This is a genomic window from Rothia sp. L_38 (assembly GCF_050689125.1).
GTDB lineage: Bacteria > Actinomycetota > Actinomycetes > Actinomycetales > Micrococcaceae > Rothia.
In genome coordinates this window covers 138,674-155,152 of the sequence record NZ_JBOEQD010000005.1, presented here as the reverse complement: position 1 = coordinate 155,152, position 16,479 = coordinate 138,674, and the positions used below count along the sequence as shown (strand labels likewise).

At 60.0% G+C, this 16,479-nt stretch carries 13 protein-coding genes; 7 read left to right on the top strand and 6 right to left on the bottom strand.

Going from position 1 to position 16,479, the window contains the following annotated elements; translation table 11 throughout:
• Window positions 1–59: 59 nt before the first annotated feature.
• From ACRCJM_RS05460 to ACRCJM_RS05450, 3 genes are read right to left on the bottom strand one after another with little or no spacing between them, the layout of a single operon-like run.
• Window positions 60–701, bottom strand: a complete 642-nt coding sequence (locus tag ACRCJM_RS05460; RefSeq protein WP_431464110.1) for a LutC/YkgG family protein — start codon at window positions 699–701, stop codon at window positions 60–62.
• Entirely contained in the window at window positions 701–2,326 is a 1,626-nt protein-coding gene (locus ACRCJM_RS05455) for a LutB/LldF family L-lactate oxidation iron-sulfur protein (RefSeq protein ID WP_431464109.1), read from the bottom strand. Before ACRCJM_RS05455 ends, ACRCJM_RS05460 begins: the two co-directional genes overlap by 1 nt.
• Before the next feature lie 4 nt (window positions 2,327–2,330).
• Window positions 2,331–3,128, bottom strand: coding sequence for a (Fe-S)-binding protein (locus ACRCJM_RS05450; RefSeq protein WP_135012547.1), 798 nt, complete (start codon window positions 3,126–3,128; stop codon window positions 2,331–2,333).
• A 517-nt stretch (window positions 3,129–3,645) separates the two neighbouring features.
• Between ACRCJM_RS05450 and ACRCJM_RS05445 the strand changes: the two genes are divergently transcribed.
• Window positions 3,646–5,340, top strand: a complete 1,695-nt coding sequence (locus ACRCJM_RS05445) for an L-lactate permease (protein WP_431464108.1) — start codon at window positions 3,646–3,648, stop codon at window positions 5,338–5,340.
• Between the two features lie 124 nt (window positions 5,341–5,464).
• Window positions 5,465–6,223: a FadR/GntR family transcriptional regulator gene (locus tag ACRCJM_RS05440; RefSeq protein WP_431464107.1), complete on the top strand. Its 759-nt coding sequence runs from the start codon at window positions 5,465–5,467 to the stop codon at window positions 6,221–6,223.
• On the opposite strand, the gene ACRCJM_RS05435 is transcribed toward ACRCJM_RS05440, so the two are convergent.
• The 3 genes from ACRCJM_RS05435 to ACRCJM_RS05425 all read right to left on the bottom strand — a co-directional run bounded on the left by ACRCJM_RS05435 (window position 6,220) and on the right by ACRCJM_RS05425 (window position 9,613).
• A complete protein-coding gene (locus ACRCJM_RS05435; protein ID WP_135012541.1) occupies window positions 6,220–7,146 on the bottom strand; it encodes a phosphoribosylaminoimidazolesuccinocarboxamide synthase in 927 nt (308 codons plus the stop codon). The genes ACRCJM_RS05440 and ACRCJM_RS05435 overlap by 4 nt on opposite strands.
• A gap of 85 nt (window positions 7,147–7,231) precedes the next feature.
• On the bottom strand, window positions 7,232–8,512 hold the full coding sequence (purD, locus tag ACRCJM_RS05430) for a phosphoribosylamine--glycine ligase (RefSeq protein WP_431464106.1): 1,281 nt from the start codon (window positions 8,510–8,512) through the stop codon (window positions 7,232–7,234).
• A 177-nt stretch (window positions 8,513–8,689) separates the two neighbouring features.
• Complete coding sequence (locus ACRCJM_RS05425) at window positions 8,690–9,613, bottom strand: DUF559 domain-containing protein (protein WP_431464105.1); 924 nt, start codon at window positions 9,611–9,613, stop codon at window positions 8,690–8,692.
• Window positions 9,614–9,926: 313 nt separating this feature from the next.
• On the opposite strand from ACRCJM_RS05425, the gene ACRCJM_RS05420 reads away from it, so the two are divergent.
• The 5 genes from ACRCJM_RS05420 (at window position 9,927) to ACRCJM_RS05400 (ending at window position 16,469) form a co-directional block, all read left to right on the top strand.
• Window positions 9,927–10,634: a TetR/AcrR family transcriptional regulator gene (locus ACRCJM_RS05420; RefSeq protein WP_237194998.1), complete on the top strand. Its 708-nt coding sequence runs from the start codon at window positions 9,927–9,929 to the stop codon at window positions 10,632–10,634.
• 38 nt (window positions 10,635–10,672) lie between these two features.
• Window positions 10,673–13,738: an MMPL family transporter gene (locus ACRCJM_RS05415; protein ID WP_431464104.1), complete on the top strand. Its 3,066-nt coding sequence runs from the start codon at window positions 10,673–10,675 to the stop codon at window positions 13,736–13,738.
• 156 nt (window positions 13,739–13,894) lie between these two features.
• Entirely contained in the window at window positions 13,895–14,893 is a 999-nt protein-coding gene (locus ACRCJM_RS05410; RefSeq protein WP_431464103.1) for an asparaginase, read from the top strand.
• Window positions 14,893–15,288, top strand: a complete 396-nt coding sequence (locus ACRCJM_RS05405; protein ID WP_431464102.1) for a sterol carrier family protein — start codon at window positions 14,893–14,895, stop codon at window positions 15,286–15,288. The genes ACRCJM_RS05410 and ACRCJM_RS05405 overlap by 1 nt, the downstream gene beginning before the upstream one ends.
• A gap of 74 nt (window positions 15,289–15,362) precedes the next feature.
• The gene (locus ACRCJM_RS05400; protein ID WP_431464101.1) at window positions 15,363–16,469 is read left to right on the top strand and encodes a hypothetical protein; all 1,107 of its coding nucleotides are present in this window, start codon (window positions 15,363–15,365) and stop codon (window positions 16,467–16,469) included.
• The last annotated feature ends 10 nt before the right edge of the window (window positions 16,470–16,479 follow it).

Below are 16,479 nucleotides of genomic sequence, written 5' to 3'. Positions count from 1 at the left end.
ACCAAAGGGCCCCCTTGCTGAAGCAAGGGGGCCCTTTGGTATCAAGGAGCTAATGTAGCCTACTTGAGAATGATGACGTCCAGGGTACGGGGGCCGTGTACGCCCTCAACGCGAATCAGCTCGATGTCTGAGGTTGCGGAGGGACCTGAGATCCAGGTGATGGGCTTGTCGAAGTTCAGACGAGCCACGGTCTCGGGAATCAGCTCCACGATGGTGTCCACGGGAACCACGCAGATGTGGTGGTCGGGCACCAGGGTGATGGCGCGGCGGCCTTCGGTCTCGGTGCTGTTGAGGGCGATGGTGCCGGTTTCAGCGCAAGAGACGGTCGAAGATGTGACCACAGCATCGATGGCATCGAGTTCGCGCACCGACAGGGCGCCGGGCTTATTCGCGTTGCCGGAGTCCACCACGCGAGAGCGGGCGGCGGTGTCTTCGGGTAGCCACTCGGTCTTCAGGCCGGCGGGCACCACGTAGCGGGAAGACTTGCCCAGGAGCTCGCCCACGCGGGCGGCGATGGTCTCTTCGGTTTCGTGGTAGACGTTAGCCTTGTAGTCAATCAGGCGGTCAACCAGCATCTCGATGATTTCCTCGCTGCCCTTGTCGCTTTCACGGCGGTAGGCGCGGACGGGCTCAGCCGGCTGGGGGTTATCCCAGAGGGAGGCGCGGATGCGGCCCAGGATTTCTGCTTTTGCATCAGACATTAGTTGGCCTCCTTGGGGGCAATGGGGTTAGCGGTCTCGGCGTTAGCGTGGGCCTCGGCAAGCTTAGCCTGGTTAGCGGCGATGACGGCCTGCAGGTCAACGCGTTCGCCCCCCACACGCTTGGGGGCGGAGCCGCGCTCCTTCTTCCACTCGTTGCGGAAGGAGGTCTTGGGGGGTGCCGGGATATCGCGGTATTCGGTCCAACCACCGACGATGCCGGGCAGCTTGGTGATCTTGCCCTTCTTGCCGGTAATCAGCTTGGAGGCGGGCAGACCCTTGGTGGCCAGGGCCATGAGTGCGCCGGAGCTGAAGAGCTTCTTGGCGCCGAACATCATGGCGTCCATCTGCACGTGGCGCTCCTTCTTGCCACCTTCGAACTCGCCCTGGGCCTTCTCGTGGTCAACGGCCTTGCCACGCAGGTGAACCAGCACATCGGGGATGTTGATCTTCACGGGGCAGGCCTCGTAGCAGGCGCCGCAGAGGGAGGATGCGTAGGGCAGGGTGGAGTTGTACTGGTTCTCGATACCGCCGAGCTGGGGTGAGAGAATCGCACCGATGGGACCGGGGTAGGTGGAGCCGTAGGCGTGGCCGCCTGCGCGTTCGTAGACGGGGCAGACGTTCATGCAAGCAGAGCAACGGATGCAGTGCAGGGCCTGACGTCCGACCTGGTCAGCCAGAGCTGCGGTACGGCCGTTGTCCATCAGGATGACGTGCAGGTTCTGGGGGCCGTCGCCGGGGGTCACACCGGTCCACATGGAGGTGTAGGGGTTCATACGCTCACCGGTGGATGAACGGGGCAGCAGCTGGGTGAAGACCTCGAGGTCCTGCAGGGTCGGCAGCAGCTTTTCGATGCCCATGAAGGTAATCAGGGTATCGGGCAGGGTCAGGCACATACGGCCGTTACCCTCAGATTCAACGATGGTCATGGTGCCGGTTTCGGCGATGCCGAAGTTGACGCCTGAGATGGCGACCTTGTTGGTCAGGAACTTCTCACGCAGGCGGAAGCGGGAGGCTTCTGCCAGCTCTGCCGGGTCGTTGGTGAGGTTGGGGTTGACGCCCTCAATCTTCTTAAGGAAGATGTCGCGGATCTCGGTACGGTTGCGGTGAATTGCGGGCACCAGGATGTGGGAGGGGCGGTCGTTGTCGCCCAGCTGGACGATTTCTTCTGCCAGGTCGGTTTCAATAGCGTAGATACCGTGCTCTTCAAGGAACTCGTTGAGGCCGGTTTCGGCGGTGGCCATTGACTTAATCTTGTTGACCTCGGTGACGCCTTCAGCCTGAATCAGCTTGAGGGCGATTTCGTTGGCCTCGTGGGCGTCGCGGGCCCAGTGTACGTGGCCGCCGCGGGCGGTGAAGTTCTTTTCGAACTCTTCGAGGTAGGTGTCAAGGTTGGCCATGACCTTCTGCTTGATCATGGAACCTGCGGTGCGCAGATCCTGCCAGTCGGGCAGTTCTGAGATAACGGCGGCGCGCTTGTTACGAATCTTGTGGGTAGCAAAGCCCAGGTTGGCGCGCAACTGCTCGTTCTGGAGTTCCTTCTCTGCGTATTCGGGGAAGGGCTCGAATTCGAAGATATTGCCGACGCCGTGGCGGACCTTGGGCATGCCGAGTGCGGTGGTTGACATGGCTTTACTTACCTCCTGCGGTAACGGCTACGGGGCCGGTGACCTTGAGCGGGTTTTCCTTAGTGGATGCAAGAATCTCGGCGAAGTGTACGGTCTGTACGGGTGAGTTCTTGCGGGAGAGAGCGCCGCCGATGTTCATCAGGCAGGATGAGTCGCCGCCGGTGCAGACCGATGCACCGGTTGCTTCAATGTTCTCTACCTTGTCGGCAACCATGGCGCCGGAGGTGTCTGCGTTCTTAAAGGAGAAGGTTCCACCGAAGCCGCAGCACTGGTCAAGGCCGTCAATCTGGGTGTATTCCAGACCCTCAACGGTGCGGATCAGGTCTTCCTGGCGGGTGCCCAGACCCAGCAGGCGCATACCGTGGCAGGATGAGTGGTAGGTGACCTTCTCGGGGAAGTAGGAGCCCAGCTGTTCTGCTGCGTTGGTGATGCCGCAGACGTCGATGAGGAACTGGGAGAGCTCGAAGGAGCGGGCAGCCAGTGAGGCGGCAGCGCGGGCAGTGGCGTCGTCGCCTGCTCGCTCTGCAATCATGGGCTGCTGGTGACCGAGGGAGGCGACGCAGGAGCCTGAGGGCGCAACGATTGCGTCGAAGTCCCATTCTTCAAAGGCCTGTACGTGGGTTTTGACGATGGGGTAGGCGTCGTCGAAGTAGCCCGAGTTGACGTGCATCTGGGAGCAGCAGGTCTGGCCCTGCGGGAAGACGACCTCGTGGCCGAGACGCTCCAGGATGTCAACGGTAGCCTTAGCTACCTTGGGGTACATTGCGTCGACGATGCACGTTGAAAACAGTGCGACACGCATGTTGGTTCTCTCTTCTTCTGTGCGGCATGGGTAGCCCGCGTTTTCCTCACCGGTTCAGGGGCGCGGACGCCGGTGGCCGGGTGGGAGAGGAAGGGCGGGCGGGGTGCCTGTTAGATTCTTTTCCTACTCCCTCATTTAACACGATGGGGTCGGTGTTTCGATACTTTAAATAGGGCATATTTTCTTATGCAAATAATCTAACGGTCTGACCACACAAAGAAAGCTGAAAGAACCCCGCTCCTCCACCGCGGGCGTCCGCGCACCCCAAGAACCACACAAGCAGGTACATGCCAACACAAGAGCGCACCCAAAAACCCCGAAAAACCCACAAAACCACAGGGGCGAAAAAAATACCGCAAATAGATGCGGCCACAGCTTGGCGAAAGTGAACTACCTCATGTAACGTAGACCTCGAAAAGCAATGGTCTGACCACAGGAGGTTAGGCCTCATATTTTTTGGCTCAGCACCCCACAGATGTGACGCCCAGCCATACCACACATCACTAAGGAGAATACGGTGGAAAATACCTATACCGCTGTAACCGACGCCGTAGGAGGAAGCCTCGCGCTCAGCGCCCTGGTCTCCACCCTGCCGCTGTTGGCATTCTTTATCATGCTGCTCGGCTTCAAAGCCCGCGCACACGTCGCCGGTCTCGTATCGCTGATCGTTGCAATCCTCGTCGCCATCTTCGGCTTCGGCATGCCCTGGGACCTCGCCGGTATGTCAGCCTTCCGCGGCGGCATCTACGGCCTCTTCCCCATCGTCTGGGTTATCCTCATGGCCATCTGGTTCTACCAGGTCACCGTACTCTCAGGCCGCTTTGAAGACCTGCGCCGCACCTTCGACCTGATCGGCGGCGGCGACCTGCGCATCCAGGCCATCCTCATCGCCTTCTGCTTCGGCGGTCTACTCGAAGCCCTGGCAGGTTTCGGTGCCCCCGTTGCTATTACCGCAACCATGATTCTGGCCCTGGGTGTCAAGCCCCTCAAGGCTGCCACCACCGTCCTCATCGCCAACACCGCCCCCGTAGCCTTCGGTGCCGTCGCTATCCCCATCACCACCGCCGGTGAAGTGGGCGGCAAGGACGCCACCGTCATCGCAGCCCTCGTTGGTCACCAGGCCCCCTTCATCGCCTTCTTCGTGCCCTTCATCCTGCTCTGGATCCTCGACGGCGTTAAGGGCCTCAAGGACGCCTGGATGCACGCAGCCGTCATCGGTGCCTCCTTCTCTATCGCCCAGTGGTGGGCCTCTGCGCACTTCGTCTACCAGCTCACCGACGTCGTAGCCTGCATCGTCTCCATCGCAGCAGCCGTTGTCTTCATGCGCTTCGTCAAGCCCCGCGGTGTTGAAGGCGTCCGCGAACGCTACGGCATCACCGCCCCCCTCGAAGTTGAGCACCTGCCCGGCCGCCGCATCTGGATGGCCCTCATGCCCTACCTGGTCGTTGTCATCATCTTCGGTGTCGCCAACCTCTACACCCCCCTGGTCAACTGGATGAAGACCACCGTTGCCGAGTTCGATATGCCTCTACTCTCTGAACGTCTGCTCAAGGCGGACGGCACCGCAGTAGACACCGTCTACAAGTGGGCATGGCTCAACAACCCCGGCACCTACCTGCTGATCTCCGGCATCCTGGTCGCCGTCCTCTACGCCATCTTCAACGAAAACGGCAAGTACAAGCTCTCAATTGCTGACGCCTTCAAGGAAATCGGCTCTGTAGCCTACAAGATGCGCTGGTCAGCAGCCACCATCGCCCTGGTTCTGGCCCTGGCCTTCGTCATGAACTACTCCGGTCAGACCGTCGCCATCGGCGAATACGTCGCCTCCCTCGGCGTAGCCTACGCCTTCCTGGCACCCGTCCTCGGCTGGGTCGGCACCGCCGTCACCGGCTCCGACACCTCAGCCAACGCCCTCTTCTCCAAGCTCCAGGTCACCGCCGCTGAGCACCTGCAAGAAGGCGGCATGACCGGCGCCCACCCCGAACTCATGCTGGCAGCCAACACCACCGGTGGTGTGGTCGGCAAGATGATTTCACCCCAGTCCCTCGCCATCGCGGCCACCTCGGTCAACATGGAAGGCAAGGAGTCCGAAATCTTCAAGGCAGTTCTCGGCTGGTCCTTCATCCTGCTGCTGGCCGTCTGTGCCCTGGTCTTCCTACAGGCCACCGTCCTCTCCGGCCTGCTGGTTGAGCCCTACCTCACCGGCCACTAATCACAGGTTCACACCTATGAGCTAGGCACACAAAGGGCGGTGCAGTCCCACGTAACATACGTTGGAACTGCACCGCCCTTACCTATACCTTGTCTATGTACCTACCCCACCTGAAAGACAGCGAGTGAAAGAAAAAGAGCCCACTTACACCGCCCTGCTCGAGTCCATCGAACACCGGTTGCGCCACGGCCAGCTGCGTATCGGCGACCGCCTGCCCGGTGAGCGCTCCCTGGCAGAGGAATACAGTATCTCACGGGCCTCGGTGCGCGAAGCCCTGCGCATTCTCTCCGCGGTGGGCCTCATTCGGTCGGGGGTGGGCTCAGGTCCCAAGGCCGGTGCTGTCGTGGTCTCAGAGCCCTCGGACGCCCTCGGCTGGGCCCTGCGCATGCACATCGCCACCCGCACCCTGCCGGTAGCAGATATCGTGAGCACCCGCGTCCTGCTCGAAGGCGAAGCCGCCGCCCGCGCCGCCGACGTAGCCCACCAGCCCGAACACGCCGCGTCCCTCGCCACCGCCCGCCGCTACCTCGAAGAAATGGACCACGCAGATATTAGCGACGACCGCTTCCACTTCTGCGACACCCGCTTCCACTACGAAATATCGTCCCTCGGCGGGAACATCGTGATGGACACCGTCATCGACTCCCTACACCTAGCCACCGTAGGCTACGTACAGGAAGCTGTGCCCTACCTCGACGACTGGGAAGCAACCAAACGGGAACTCCAGGACCAGCACCGGGCCATCTACGCGGCAGTTATTGCCGGAGATGCAGAACGTGCCCAGCGAACAGTCGCTGAGCACATTCGTTGGTTCTACGCCCTCTCAGAAATCGGGGCCGCCCACTACGAGTACCACCAGAAGGTACGCGATACGCAGGTCTAAGCCTCGAACTTCTGCCCGGTCAAACGCTCGTAGGCCTCAACGTAGCGGGCGCGGGTCTTCTCCACAACCTCGGCGGGAAGCTCAGGCACGGGGCCGGTGCCGTCCCAGCCCGACTCCTCGCTCTTGAGCCAGTCGCGCACGTACTGCTTATCGAAGGACGCCTGGGCGCGGCCGGGCTCGTAGTCGTTGGCATCCCAGAAACGCGATGAATCGGGGGTCAGCACCTCATCGCCCAGGGTGATTTCACCGCGGTAGGAGTCGGTACCGAACTCAATCTTGGTGTCGGCCAGAATGATGCCGCGCTCACGCGCAATCTTCTCGGCGGTCTCGTAGACATAGAGAGTCAGTTCCTGCAGGCGGTCGGCGATAGCCTCTCCCACCTCAGCGTCGAGCTCTTCACGGGTGATGGGCTCGTCGTGCTCCCCCACCTCTGCCTTACCGGTAGGGGTAAAGAGGGCGGGCTCCAGACGGGAGCCGTCCACTAGACCAGCGGGCAGCTCAAACTCGTTGACCTTACCTGTCTTGCGGTAGGAGGCCAGACCCGAACCGGTGAGGTAGCCGCGCACAATGCACTCAACCGGGAACATGTTCAGAGACTTACAGATCATGGCGCGACCGGCCACAACCTCGGGCACGTCGGTGGACAGCACATGATTGGGCACACCCTTGAGCTGTTCAAACCACCAGAGGGACATCTGGGTCAGAATCTTGCCCTTATCGGGGATCTCGGTGGGTAGCACCTGGTCAAAGGCGCTGATGCGGTCGGTAGCAACCACCATCACGGAACCGGCGCGCAGCTCGGCGTCGTCCTTTACGTTCAGGCCGGTGACGTCCTGGGTATCCTCGTCGGGAATGTAGAGGTCACGGACCTTGCCGGAATACACGTGCTTCCAGCCGGGAATGTCTACGGGGGTATGGCTCATGATTTTCTCCTGGGGGTGTGCAGGTGGGCTGTGAGGTGATAGAAAAGTGACTGCCCACGCGGGTGCGGTGGGCAGTCACAGGAGGTTAGTTCTGGGTGGGAATCTGAATGCGATTCTCAGCGGCGGCGAGCGCAATGTCTGAGCGGTACTGGGCTCCCTTCCAGGCAATGTCGCGCACACCGGCGTAGGCGGCGTCGCGGGCCTCGGTGAGGTTTTCGCCCAGGGCTACAACAGCCAGTACGCGACCGCCGGCAGTGACGATGCTGTCACCGTCGAGGGCGGTACCTGCGTGGTCAACATGTACGTTCTCGCGCTGGTTGGCGGTGTCGAGACCGGTGATGGCGTCGCCCTTGCGGGGAGTATCGGGGTAGTTTTCGGCAGCCATGACCACATCGACGGCAGTGCGGGGATCCCAGTCGAGGGTGAGATCGGCGGGCAGTTCGCCCTTGGCTGCTGCCAGCAGGACGCCACCGAGCGGGGTGCGCAGGCGGGCCAGCACGGCCTGGGTTTCGGGGTCACCGAAGCGGGCATTGAATTCGATGACGCGAATACCGCGGGAGGTCGCTGCCAGACCGCAGTAGAGGACGCCCACAAAGGGGGTACCGCGGCGGGCCATTTCATCAACGGTGGGCTGGGCTACGCGCTCAATGACCTCTTCGACGAAACCTTCGGGCAGCCAGGGCAGGGGGGTGTAAGCGCCCATGCCACCGGTATTGGGGCCCTCGTCGTTGTCGAAAATACGCTTGAAGTCCTGGGCAGGTGAGAGGGGCAGGCAGGTGCTACCGTCGGAGATCACGAAGAGGGAGACTTCGGGGCCATCCAGGTACTCTTCGATGACGACGCTACCGCCAGCTGCAAAGCAGGATTCAGCGTGGGCCAGGGCTGCATCAAAGTCTTCGGTGACAACGACGCCCTTACCGGCCGCCAGGCCGTCATCTTTAACGACGTAGGGGGCGCCGAAGGTAGCGAGAGCGGTTTCTGCTTCTTCGCGGTTGGTGGCGACCTTAGCCATAGCGGTGGGCACATTGGCGCTGGCCATGACTTCCTTGGCAAAGGCCTTGGACCCTTCGAGCAGGGCAGCGGGCTTGGACGGGCCGAAAACGGCGAAACCGGCATCGCGCAGGGTGTCTGAGACGCCTGCGACCAGGGGGGCTTCGGGGCCAATGACAACCAGGTCAGCGGCCAGTTCGGTGGCTAGTGCAAGGGCTGCCTCGGGGTTATTTGCATCGATAGCGTGCACGGGGACGTCCTGGGCGATACCCGCATTACCGGGGGCTGAGTGCACCTCGGTAACGGCTGAATCTTTCAGGAGTGCTCGGATTATTGCGTGTTCACGACCGCCGGGGCCCAGTACCAAAACCTTCATTCTTTTAGGCTACCGGCAAGGTCACGATTTGATGAAGTTTTTACCGCAGTTTGAGCGGTTTTTGCCGATTGATTTTTGCGGACGCCTGTACCGGCTCACATACCTTTCCGCACTTATTCTGATTTACCCGCAACTAGTTGCGGTGTTTTCAGAATAAATGCGGAGGGGTCTCGATAATCACCGTCCCAACTTCCGCGCTCCACCATGCATGAGGCGCTGAATCACGACCTGCGGCCTGTTCATAAGGTCGTCCCAGGTGGCTCGAACGACCGTCCAGCCCATAAGTTCAAGCGAACGTTGGCGCAGGGCATCCCTGCGTAGCTGCTCCTCTGTCGGGCGGTAGGCACCGTAGTACTTATGCAGACCGTCGACCTCTAACAGGAGTTTCAGCGCTTCCCAGGCGAAATCTGAACGGTGCACCCTGCCATCGTGCGCTCTTATTTCCAGCTGCTGACGAGGACGTTCGAGTTTGGACTGCACGATTCTAAGCATTGCCAGCGATTCGAGAGGGGACTCGGTCAAAGCGCTCATCGACTCAGCAATCAGGGAAAAACTGCTCGTTCCATAACCGCGAGCGCCCATGAGCCGGGCATGGACATCGCGATAACCTACATGGGCGCGGTGCAGAAAATAGTCTGTAACTGCCAGGGCCTGAACTACAGGTAAGGTTCGAGCACAGTCGAGAATCGTGGTCAGTGGGTCTGTGACTGAAAAACCAGCTACCGTACGAGCCAGCTCGCACACGTCCGAACGGGAGCTGTGGTACCTAGCCTGGCTATGGTGCCGGTGGTTAGAGCGGGGAAGAGACAGCTCAACCTTGGCGGGCAGCCCGAAGAGCGGAGCACCCCACATCAGCGCAGCAGATGCGTGACTGAGTACCGCCTGCCGATGAGACATCGCGAGCGCTATTGTCACAGCGATACACCGCTCTTCGGGCGTGAACTGCCGACCTTCTGCAGCTGAAACATAGACACCCCGCGTCAGCCTAATAAGTTCACCCCGCCGGTGCATAGCGCCGATGAGGTTTTTACTCAGCCCTTCAAAGTTGAGCTGTTGAGATGTTTTGACTTTTGAGGCAACCCGTTCAATTCTGTCGTGCATGGGACTACTGTCGCAGAGCGGCGGTGGGCACTCAAGCACTATTTTCGAACCTGTGGAAAACTGAAGTTCACCCTTGTCAAGGCGTGTACCGAATCTGTGGAAAAAATTGCAACAGAAGGTCATAGTCGAAACCGCTCAAATCACACACTCCACCGTCTCTCCGCACTCATTCTGAAAACCCCGCAACTAGTTGCGGGTAAATCAGAATAAGTGCGGAAGACTTGCGCCAGCCACGCCCAGCAACCCGCAACCGTGCCCAACCCCACACCCCAACTATTTGCAGTTCCTGCAATATTGCAGTTACTGTAAATACATGCTGAAACACACCCCTCCCCTCGACCGGCGCAGGGCCCGCTCGACGGCGTCCAAACAAAAGATCGCCGCAGCCGCCGAACACCTTGTGCTCACCAGCGGGCGAGCAGGCCTGACAGCCTCGGCCCTCGCAGAGCAGGCAGGGGTCTCTGAACGCACCGTCTTCAACCACTTCAAAAAACTCGAAGACGCCCTGACCTACCAGCTCTCAACTCACCTCGAACCCTGTATCGACGAGCCTCCCTTTCCCCGGGGAGTCGCCATCGAAGACCTCCCACAGGCCCTGGTGCAGCACTTCCACGAGGCAGTAGAAACCGAACGGGTGCAGCAGGATCTCGTCCGCTTTGTCACCCTGGGCGCAGCACTGGTTGAGGAAGAGTTTGACCTGGTAGCCCGCGAAGTCACCCTCACCCTGGGCGATATCTGCAACGCCCTCTGTAGCGAAATTGATCAGCTCTACCCCGACCTATCACTCGACCAGTCACTAGCCCTTGGTCTCTTCGCCTACAACCTGCTGATGGGTTACGTTTTCGCCTTTGTGCGGTTCGCTCAAGAACTTGAAGAGAACATTTTTGAAGAGCCCACCAAGCAGCTGGTTATCGAGCCCCAGATGTTCGTGCCCCATATCCACGCTTATATCAACCAGGTAGCAGCCGGAACCCCGGTATTTGCCGCTGACGGCAGCGTTACCTCCCACCAGACCGTTTAAGAGAAAACACAACCACACGAAAGGGAAACCGGCAGGCCATGTCTGAGTTCCTCTATAAAGTCGGTAGCTTTGCAGCTCGCCGTGCCTGGGCCGTTATCGGTATCTGGGCGCTGGTGATTGCTCTAGCTGGCGGCGCCTACGCCTCTTTTAAGGGCGATTTGACCGATTCCATCACTATTCCTGGCACCGAGGCGCAGCTGGTTCAGGAAGAGCTGAGCGACACCTTCAATCTGAATCTCAATGCCGGTACCGGTTCTGCCATTGTGCAGACCGAGGACGGCTCAGCCTTCACCGATGAGCAGAAGGCTGCGGTGGCGAGCGCCGTTGCTGAGTCCGAGACCGTTGAGGGCGTTGATAGCGTCACCGACCCCTTTGCTGTAGCTCAGCAGCTTGCGGACGGCCAGGCGCAGCTTGAGGCGGGTCAGGCTGAGTTGAGCGGGGGCGAGCAGCAGCTTGCGGACGGCCAAGCTCAGCTTGATGCCGCTAAGGCCCAGTTGGATTCGGGGCAGGCCGAGCTTGATTCTCGCCGTGCCGAGTTGGATTCAGGCCAGCAGCAGCTTGATGAGGGCTATGCCCAGCTTGAGGACGCCCAGAATCAGCTGAACGAGGCCCGCACCCGTCTTGAGGGTGAGGGAGCACCGCCGGAAGCTTTCGGTGAACTCGACGGCCAGCAGGCCCAGCTGGATGCTCAGCGGGCTCAGCTGGACGCTACCGCTAAGCAGCTTAATCAGGGCCGCACCCAGCTGGATGAGGCCCAGGCCCAGCTTGATCAGGGTCGCGCCGATTATGAAGCCGGTCTTGCCCAGCTTGAAGATTCCCGTTCTCAGTTAGAGAGCGGCAAGAGCACTATCGAGCAGAACGCTGCCCTGTTGGAGATGTCTCAGAGCGGTGTTGCGATTTCTGAGGATAACTCCACCGCTATCGTGTCCGTTACCTTTGATGCGGAGACCGGTTCTATCCCTGTAGAAACTCTCGAAGAAACCCAGCAGAAGCTCAACGTGCTGTCCGATAGCGGCCTGACCGTCACCTACGACCAGTACATGCAGGGTGTTGAGCCCGAGATGAATGCGACCGCTGAGGCTATCGGTATCGGCATTGCCTTTATCGTCCTCTTCCTGATGCTGGGCACCCTGGTCGCTGCCGGGCTACCGATTATCATGGCGATTATTGGCGTGGGAACCTCGGCTCTGGCCGTCCTGTCGCTCTCGAGCGTCATCGAGATGACCTCCACTACTCCCACCCTGGGCACCATGCTGGGCCTGGCTGTGGGTATCGACTACACCCTCTTCATTCTGAACCGCCACCGCACCAACCTGGCGAAGGGAATGAACGTGAAGGAATCCATCGCCCTGGCCACCGGCACCTCCGGCGGCGCGGTCTTCTTCGCCGGTGCCACCGTTATCATCGCCCTGCTGGGTCTGAACGTCGTGGGCATCCCCTTCCTGGGCGTGATGGGTAACGCCGGTGCCTTTGCGGTTGCTGTTGCCGTGGCGGTAGCCACCACCCTCTCCCCCGCCGTGATGTCCCTGCTGGGTGAGCGCGTCCTGAGCAAAAAGCAGCGGGCAAAAATTGCGGCTGGCGCGCAGGCTGCCAGCGAGGACGACGCCCAGGCGGCTTCCATTCGGGCAGAAGCTAAGCAGGCGGCGGCTGACCACGAGGAGGCCCACCGCGGCTGGATCGGCCTAATCTTGAAGAAGCCGATTGCCACCGTTGCCGCTGTGGTTCTGGCACTGGGTGCTGTCGCCCTGCCGGTGACCGATATGCGGTTGGGCCTGCCGACCGGTGCCTCTCAAACCACGGATTCAGCTGCCTACATCTCGTACACCACGATTGCCGACAAGTTTGGTGAGGGTCAGAACGGCCCCATCGTGGTAGCAGCCCGCCTGCCCGAGGGAACCACCGAGGAACAGGCTAAGGCTCTGCAGGTTGAGGTGGGCCAGGACCTTCTGGATCAGAGTGACGTTTCAGCCGTCATCCCCGCCATGATTTCTGACGATAACTCTGCCCTGCTCTACCAGGTGATTCCCGATGAAGGCCCCAACACTGAGTCGACCACCAACCTGGTGCATACCCTGCGTGAGGACACCGTCTCGACCGATAAGGGTGAGGTGACTTTTGGTGTGACCGGCCAGACCGCTATGGCCGTTGATATCGCCCAGAACCTGGCAGATGTTCTGCCCCTTTACGTTGCCCTGGTCATGGGCTTGTCGCTGCTGGTTCTGGTTCTGGTCTTCCGTTCCATTCTGGTGCCGGTGACCGCGACCCTGGGCTTCCTCTTCTCCCTGCTGGCAGCCCTCGGTGCGACCACGGCTGTCTTCCAGTGGGGTTGGGCATCCGAACTCTTCAATGTCTCAACCCCCGGCCCGCTACTGGCCTTCCTGCCGATTCTGGCAGTGGGTATTCTCTTCGGCTTGGCGATGGACTACCAGCTCTTCCTGGTCTCTGGCATGCGGGAGTCGTATTCACACGGCCGCGGGGCTAAGACCTCGGTTGTTGTGGGTTATCACCACGGTGCGCGTGTGGTCACAGCTGCTGCCCTGATTATGGCCGGTGTCTTTATTGGCTTCGTCTTCTCGGGCGACCCCATGATTGCCTCCATCGGCTTCGTGCTGGCGGTCGGTGTTCTGCTGGACGCCTTCGTCGTGCGTATGACCCTGATTCCGGCGCTCATGTACCTACTGGGTGAAAAGGCATGGTGGCTACCCTCCTGGCTCGACCGCCTACTGCCCGACCTGGATGTTGAGGGCACCAAGCTCGAAGCTCAGGCCCACGAGGAAGAGGCACCCGCAGCGCCCGCGGCAAGCCCGGCACCCGCTGAAGCGCGGATGTCCGCCCCGGCTTCACCTGCTGGTGTGGCAGTGGCTGCCCCGGCAGTAGCTACGGCGCAGGTACCTGTTGAGGCAGCGACGCGCGCCCCGGAGCGTCCGGTCAGCCCCACCCAGGTGGTAGCGGTTGAGTCCACGGCCGCTCTTGCTCAGGCCGCTGTAGTGGCAGCCGACCAGGCTCTTGCTGCGGCGGATGAGGCCCAGGCCGAAGCTCAGCGTGCTGCCCGCGCGGCCCGCGAGGCGCTCAGGGCTATTTCTGAACAGCAGAAAAACCACTAGCGCGGACGCCGCACCCGGCAGCTCCCGCAAGGCCACCTGCTAGAGACCCGAGGCCCGCATTTATTCTGAAAAACCCGCAACTAGTTGCGGATGAATCAGAATAAGTGCGGGCCTCGCTTGGTTTAGCGGCCGGGGCTACCCAGTAGACTGGAGGGCATGCAGACTTTTACCGCGCAGCAGGCAGCAGAGCTGGCCGTCGTAACCCGTGGCGATTTCATCGAATCGAGGCATGTGGGTTCCCTGGTGGTACTCGCACCCGACGGGTCTACCGCCTTGAGCATGGGAAGTCCCGATGCTCTGGTCTATGCCCGCTCAGCGCTCAAACCCCTACAGGCTATTGCGTCGATGAACGCGGGGGCAGAGCTGCAGGGCGCCCAGATTGCCCTGGCTGCCGGTTCTCATACCGGTTCTTTTGAGCATATGAAGGTGGCCCAGTCGGTGCTGGCTGAGGCTGGTCTGACCGCTGAGGCCCTGCTCTGCCCACCGGCCTGGCCGTCCGATGAGCCCAGCTACCATGCTCTGGTCAAGGCTGGTCACAGCAAGCAGCGCCTGGCTTTTAACTGCTCCGGCAAGCACGCGGCCTTTTTATGGGGCTGTGTGAAGTCGGGCTGGCCGACCGAGAACTACACCGACCCGTCCCACCCGCTCCAGGAACTGGTGCTTGAGACCATTCAGGAGTTCACGGGAGAAACGCCCCAGCACATCACCGTCGATGGTTGTGGCGCACCGGTGGCTGCGACCTCGCTGATGGGGTTGGCCCGAGCTTATTCCACTCTGGGCGCAGCGGTGGAGAACATCAAGGCTGATGCCCGTGCTGCCACCGTCGCTACCGCTATGGTGGACTATCCCGAGTACGTCCATGGACCCGGCGGCTCTGATACGGTTCTGGCTGAAACTCTTGATGCCGTAGTCAAGCGCGGTGCCGAAGGTGTGCTGGCCATCGGGCTGCGCTCGGGTGCGTCGATGGCCCTGAAGATGCTTGATGGTTCTAACCGTGCCGCTTCTCTGGTCGCTGTGCGTGCGCTCCAGGCGGCAGGTTATGTAGAGGCTGAGGTGGCTGACCGGGCGGTTGCTGGAACCACCCTACCCATCACCGGCGGCGGGCAGCCCGTTGGTTCTCTTGAGCCTGGCGCTGCATTTGAGGGGCTCCTCTAATGGCGATTCGCCGCAAGATTTCCGAGGCGGACGGCCTCGCTGCCGTTACTCAGGTGCGGCAGGTTTTTGAGGGGGCAGAGAATGAGGACGCCCGCGCGGCGGCTTTTGCTGCCCTGCCGCGCGGGGTGCGGGCGGCGTCCGTCCGTTTTCTACTCGAAGAGCTGGCGACCCTTGCCCCTGGCAATTCGGTGGAGGTGCGGGTGCCGCCTTTTGGGGTGACCCAGTGTATTGCCGGGCCGCGCCATACCCGCGGCACTCCGCCCAATGTGGTTGAAACCGATGCGCTCACCTGGTGCGCTATCACCCTGGGTTATGCCAGCTGGCAGGAATCAGCGGCCGCTGTTTCAGCTTCTGGGCTGCGCGCTGATTTGAGCGACTACCTACCGCTTCTATAAAAAATAAAAGCCCCGGGAGCTTACTCAAGGCAGAGGCCGCACCGGGGCGTTCATACTCATGGTACCATGACCACATGCCTAACAAAAATGAGATGGACATTACAAAAATATTGGAACTCCTTTCTGAGCCCCGTCTCTCACCTTATAGGGCGCAAACAGCTTCAGCTCCCGAAGCACTGGAACTTTACACCTGGATTCACCGCATGGCGAGCACTTGTTTTGAGCTGATTGCTTACCTCGAAGTAGGAGTGCGCAATTCCATCGATAATGCGCTCAGAGAACACTATGAGCATAACCCTTCAAGTATTCCTTGGATTTTTTCCCAGCCTCTCATCAATCATCAAATCGCTGAAATGATAGCAACAGGGCGGAATCGGCTCCCTGAAGTACATCAAAATAACCGGGAGCAGATTTCAGCATCTCTTTCTTTTGGCTTCTGGTCTGGACTGCTGGGAAGCAAATATGATGAGCTATGGAAAAAGTGCCTGCATAAAGCATTTCCGTACGCCTACCAAGGGAAGCGTAAATCTGTCGCTGTAGAGCTAGAAGCTGTAAGAAAATTTAGAAATAGGATCGCCCACCACGATTCTCTGCTTAATACAGACATTCTCTTTGAAGCTACAAGAATCTTTAAGTTGGCTGGTTATATAGATCCGCAGTTCGAGAAATGGATGCGATCTGTATCGAGAGTTCATACTATCTACGCAGAGAAGCCCGTAAACTCAGAAGACACCGTTGTGGTAGCAGGGAAGGACGCCTGGCCTCTCTACTGCGACCACCATATCTACGTGTGCCAGGCCGGGAGATCCTTCAAGGACGTCAAATATATAGCCTTTTACTCGGAGAAAGAGATTAAGCCTGAAGTAGCACGAATCAAATTTAAACGTGATGATGTGCCCTGGTCTGAAGAACACGCAGAGCAGCTCACAGCAAGCAACAACCGAAATGAACGCAAACTTGGTAACGCTATCTTGGCTGCCCGCGCTGCAGGTTGGGAAGGTGGTCGTTACCAGGTTTTTATCCTTTCATCACCCGACGAAAAACCTCCCCACGGTGAGCATAGAACCCTTAACCATCCCATTAAACACGAGCGTCACGGTCGCGGAAGCGCATATACACAAAGTCAAAGATATACGTCTCTCCATGCTTTAGAGTTGGCACAGACAACAGACGATTTATAAATCTAGCCTT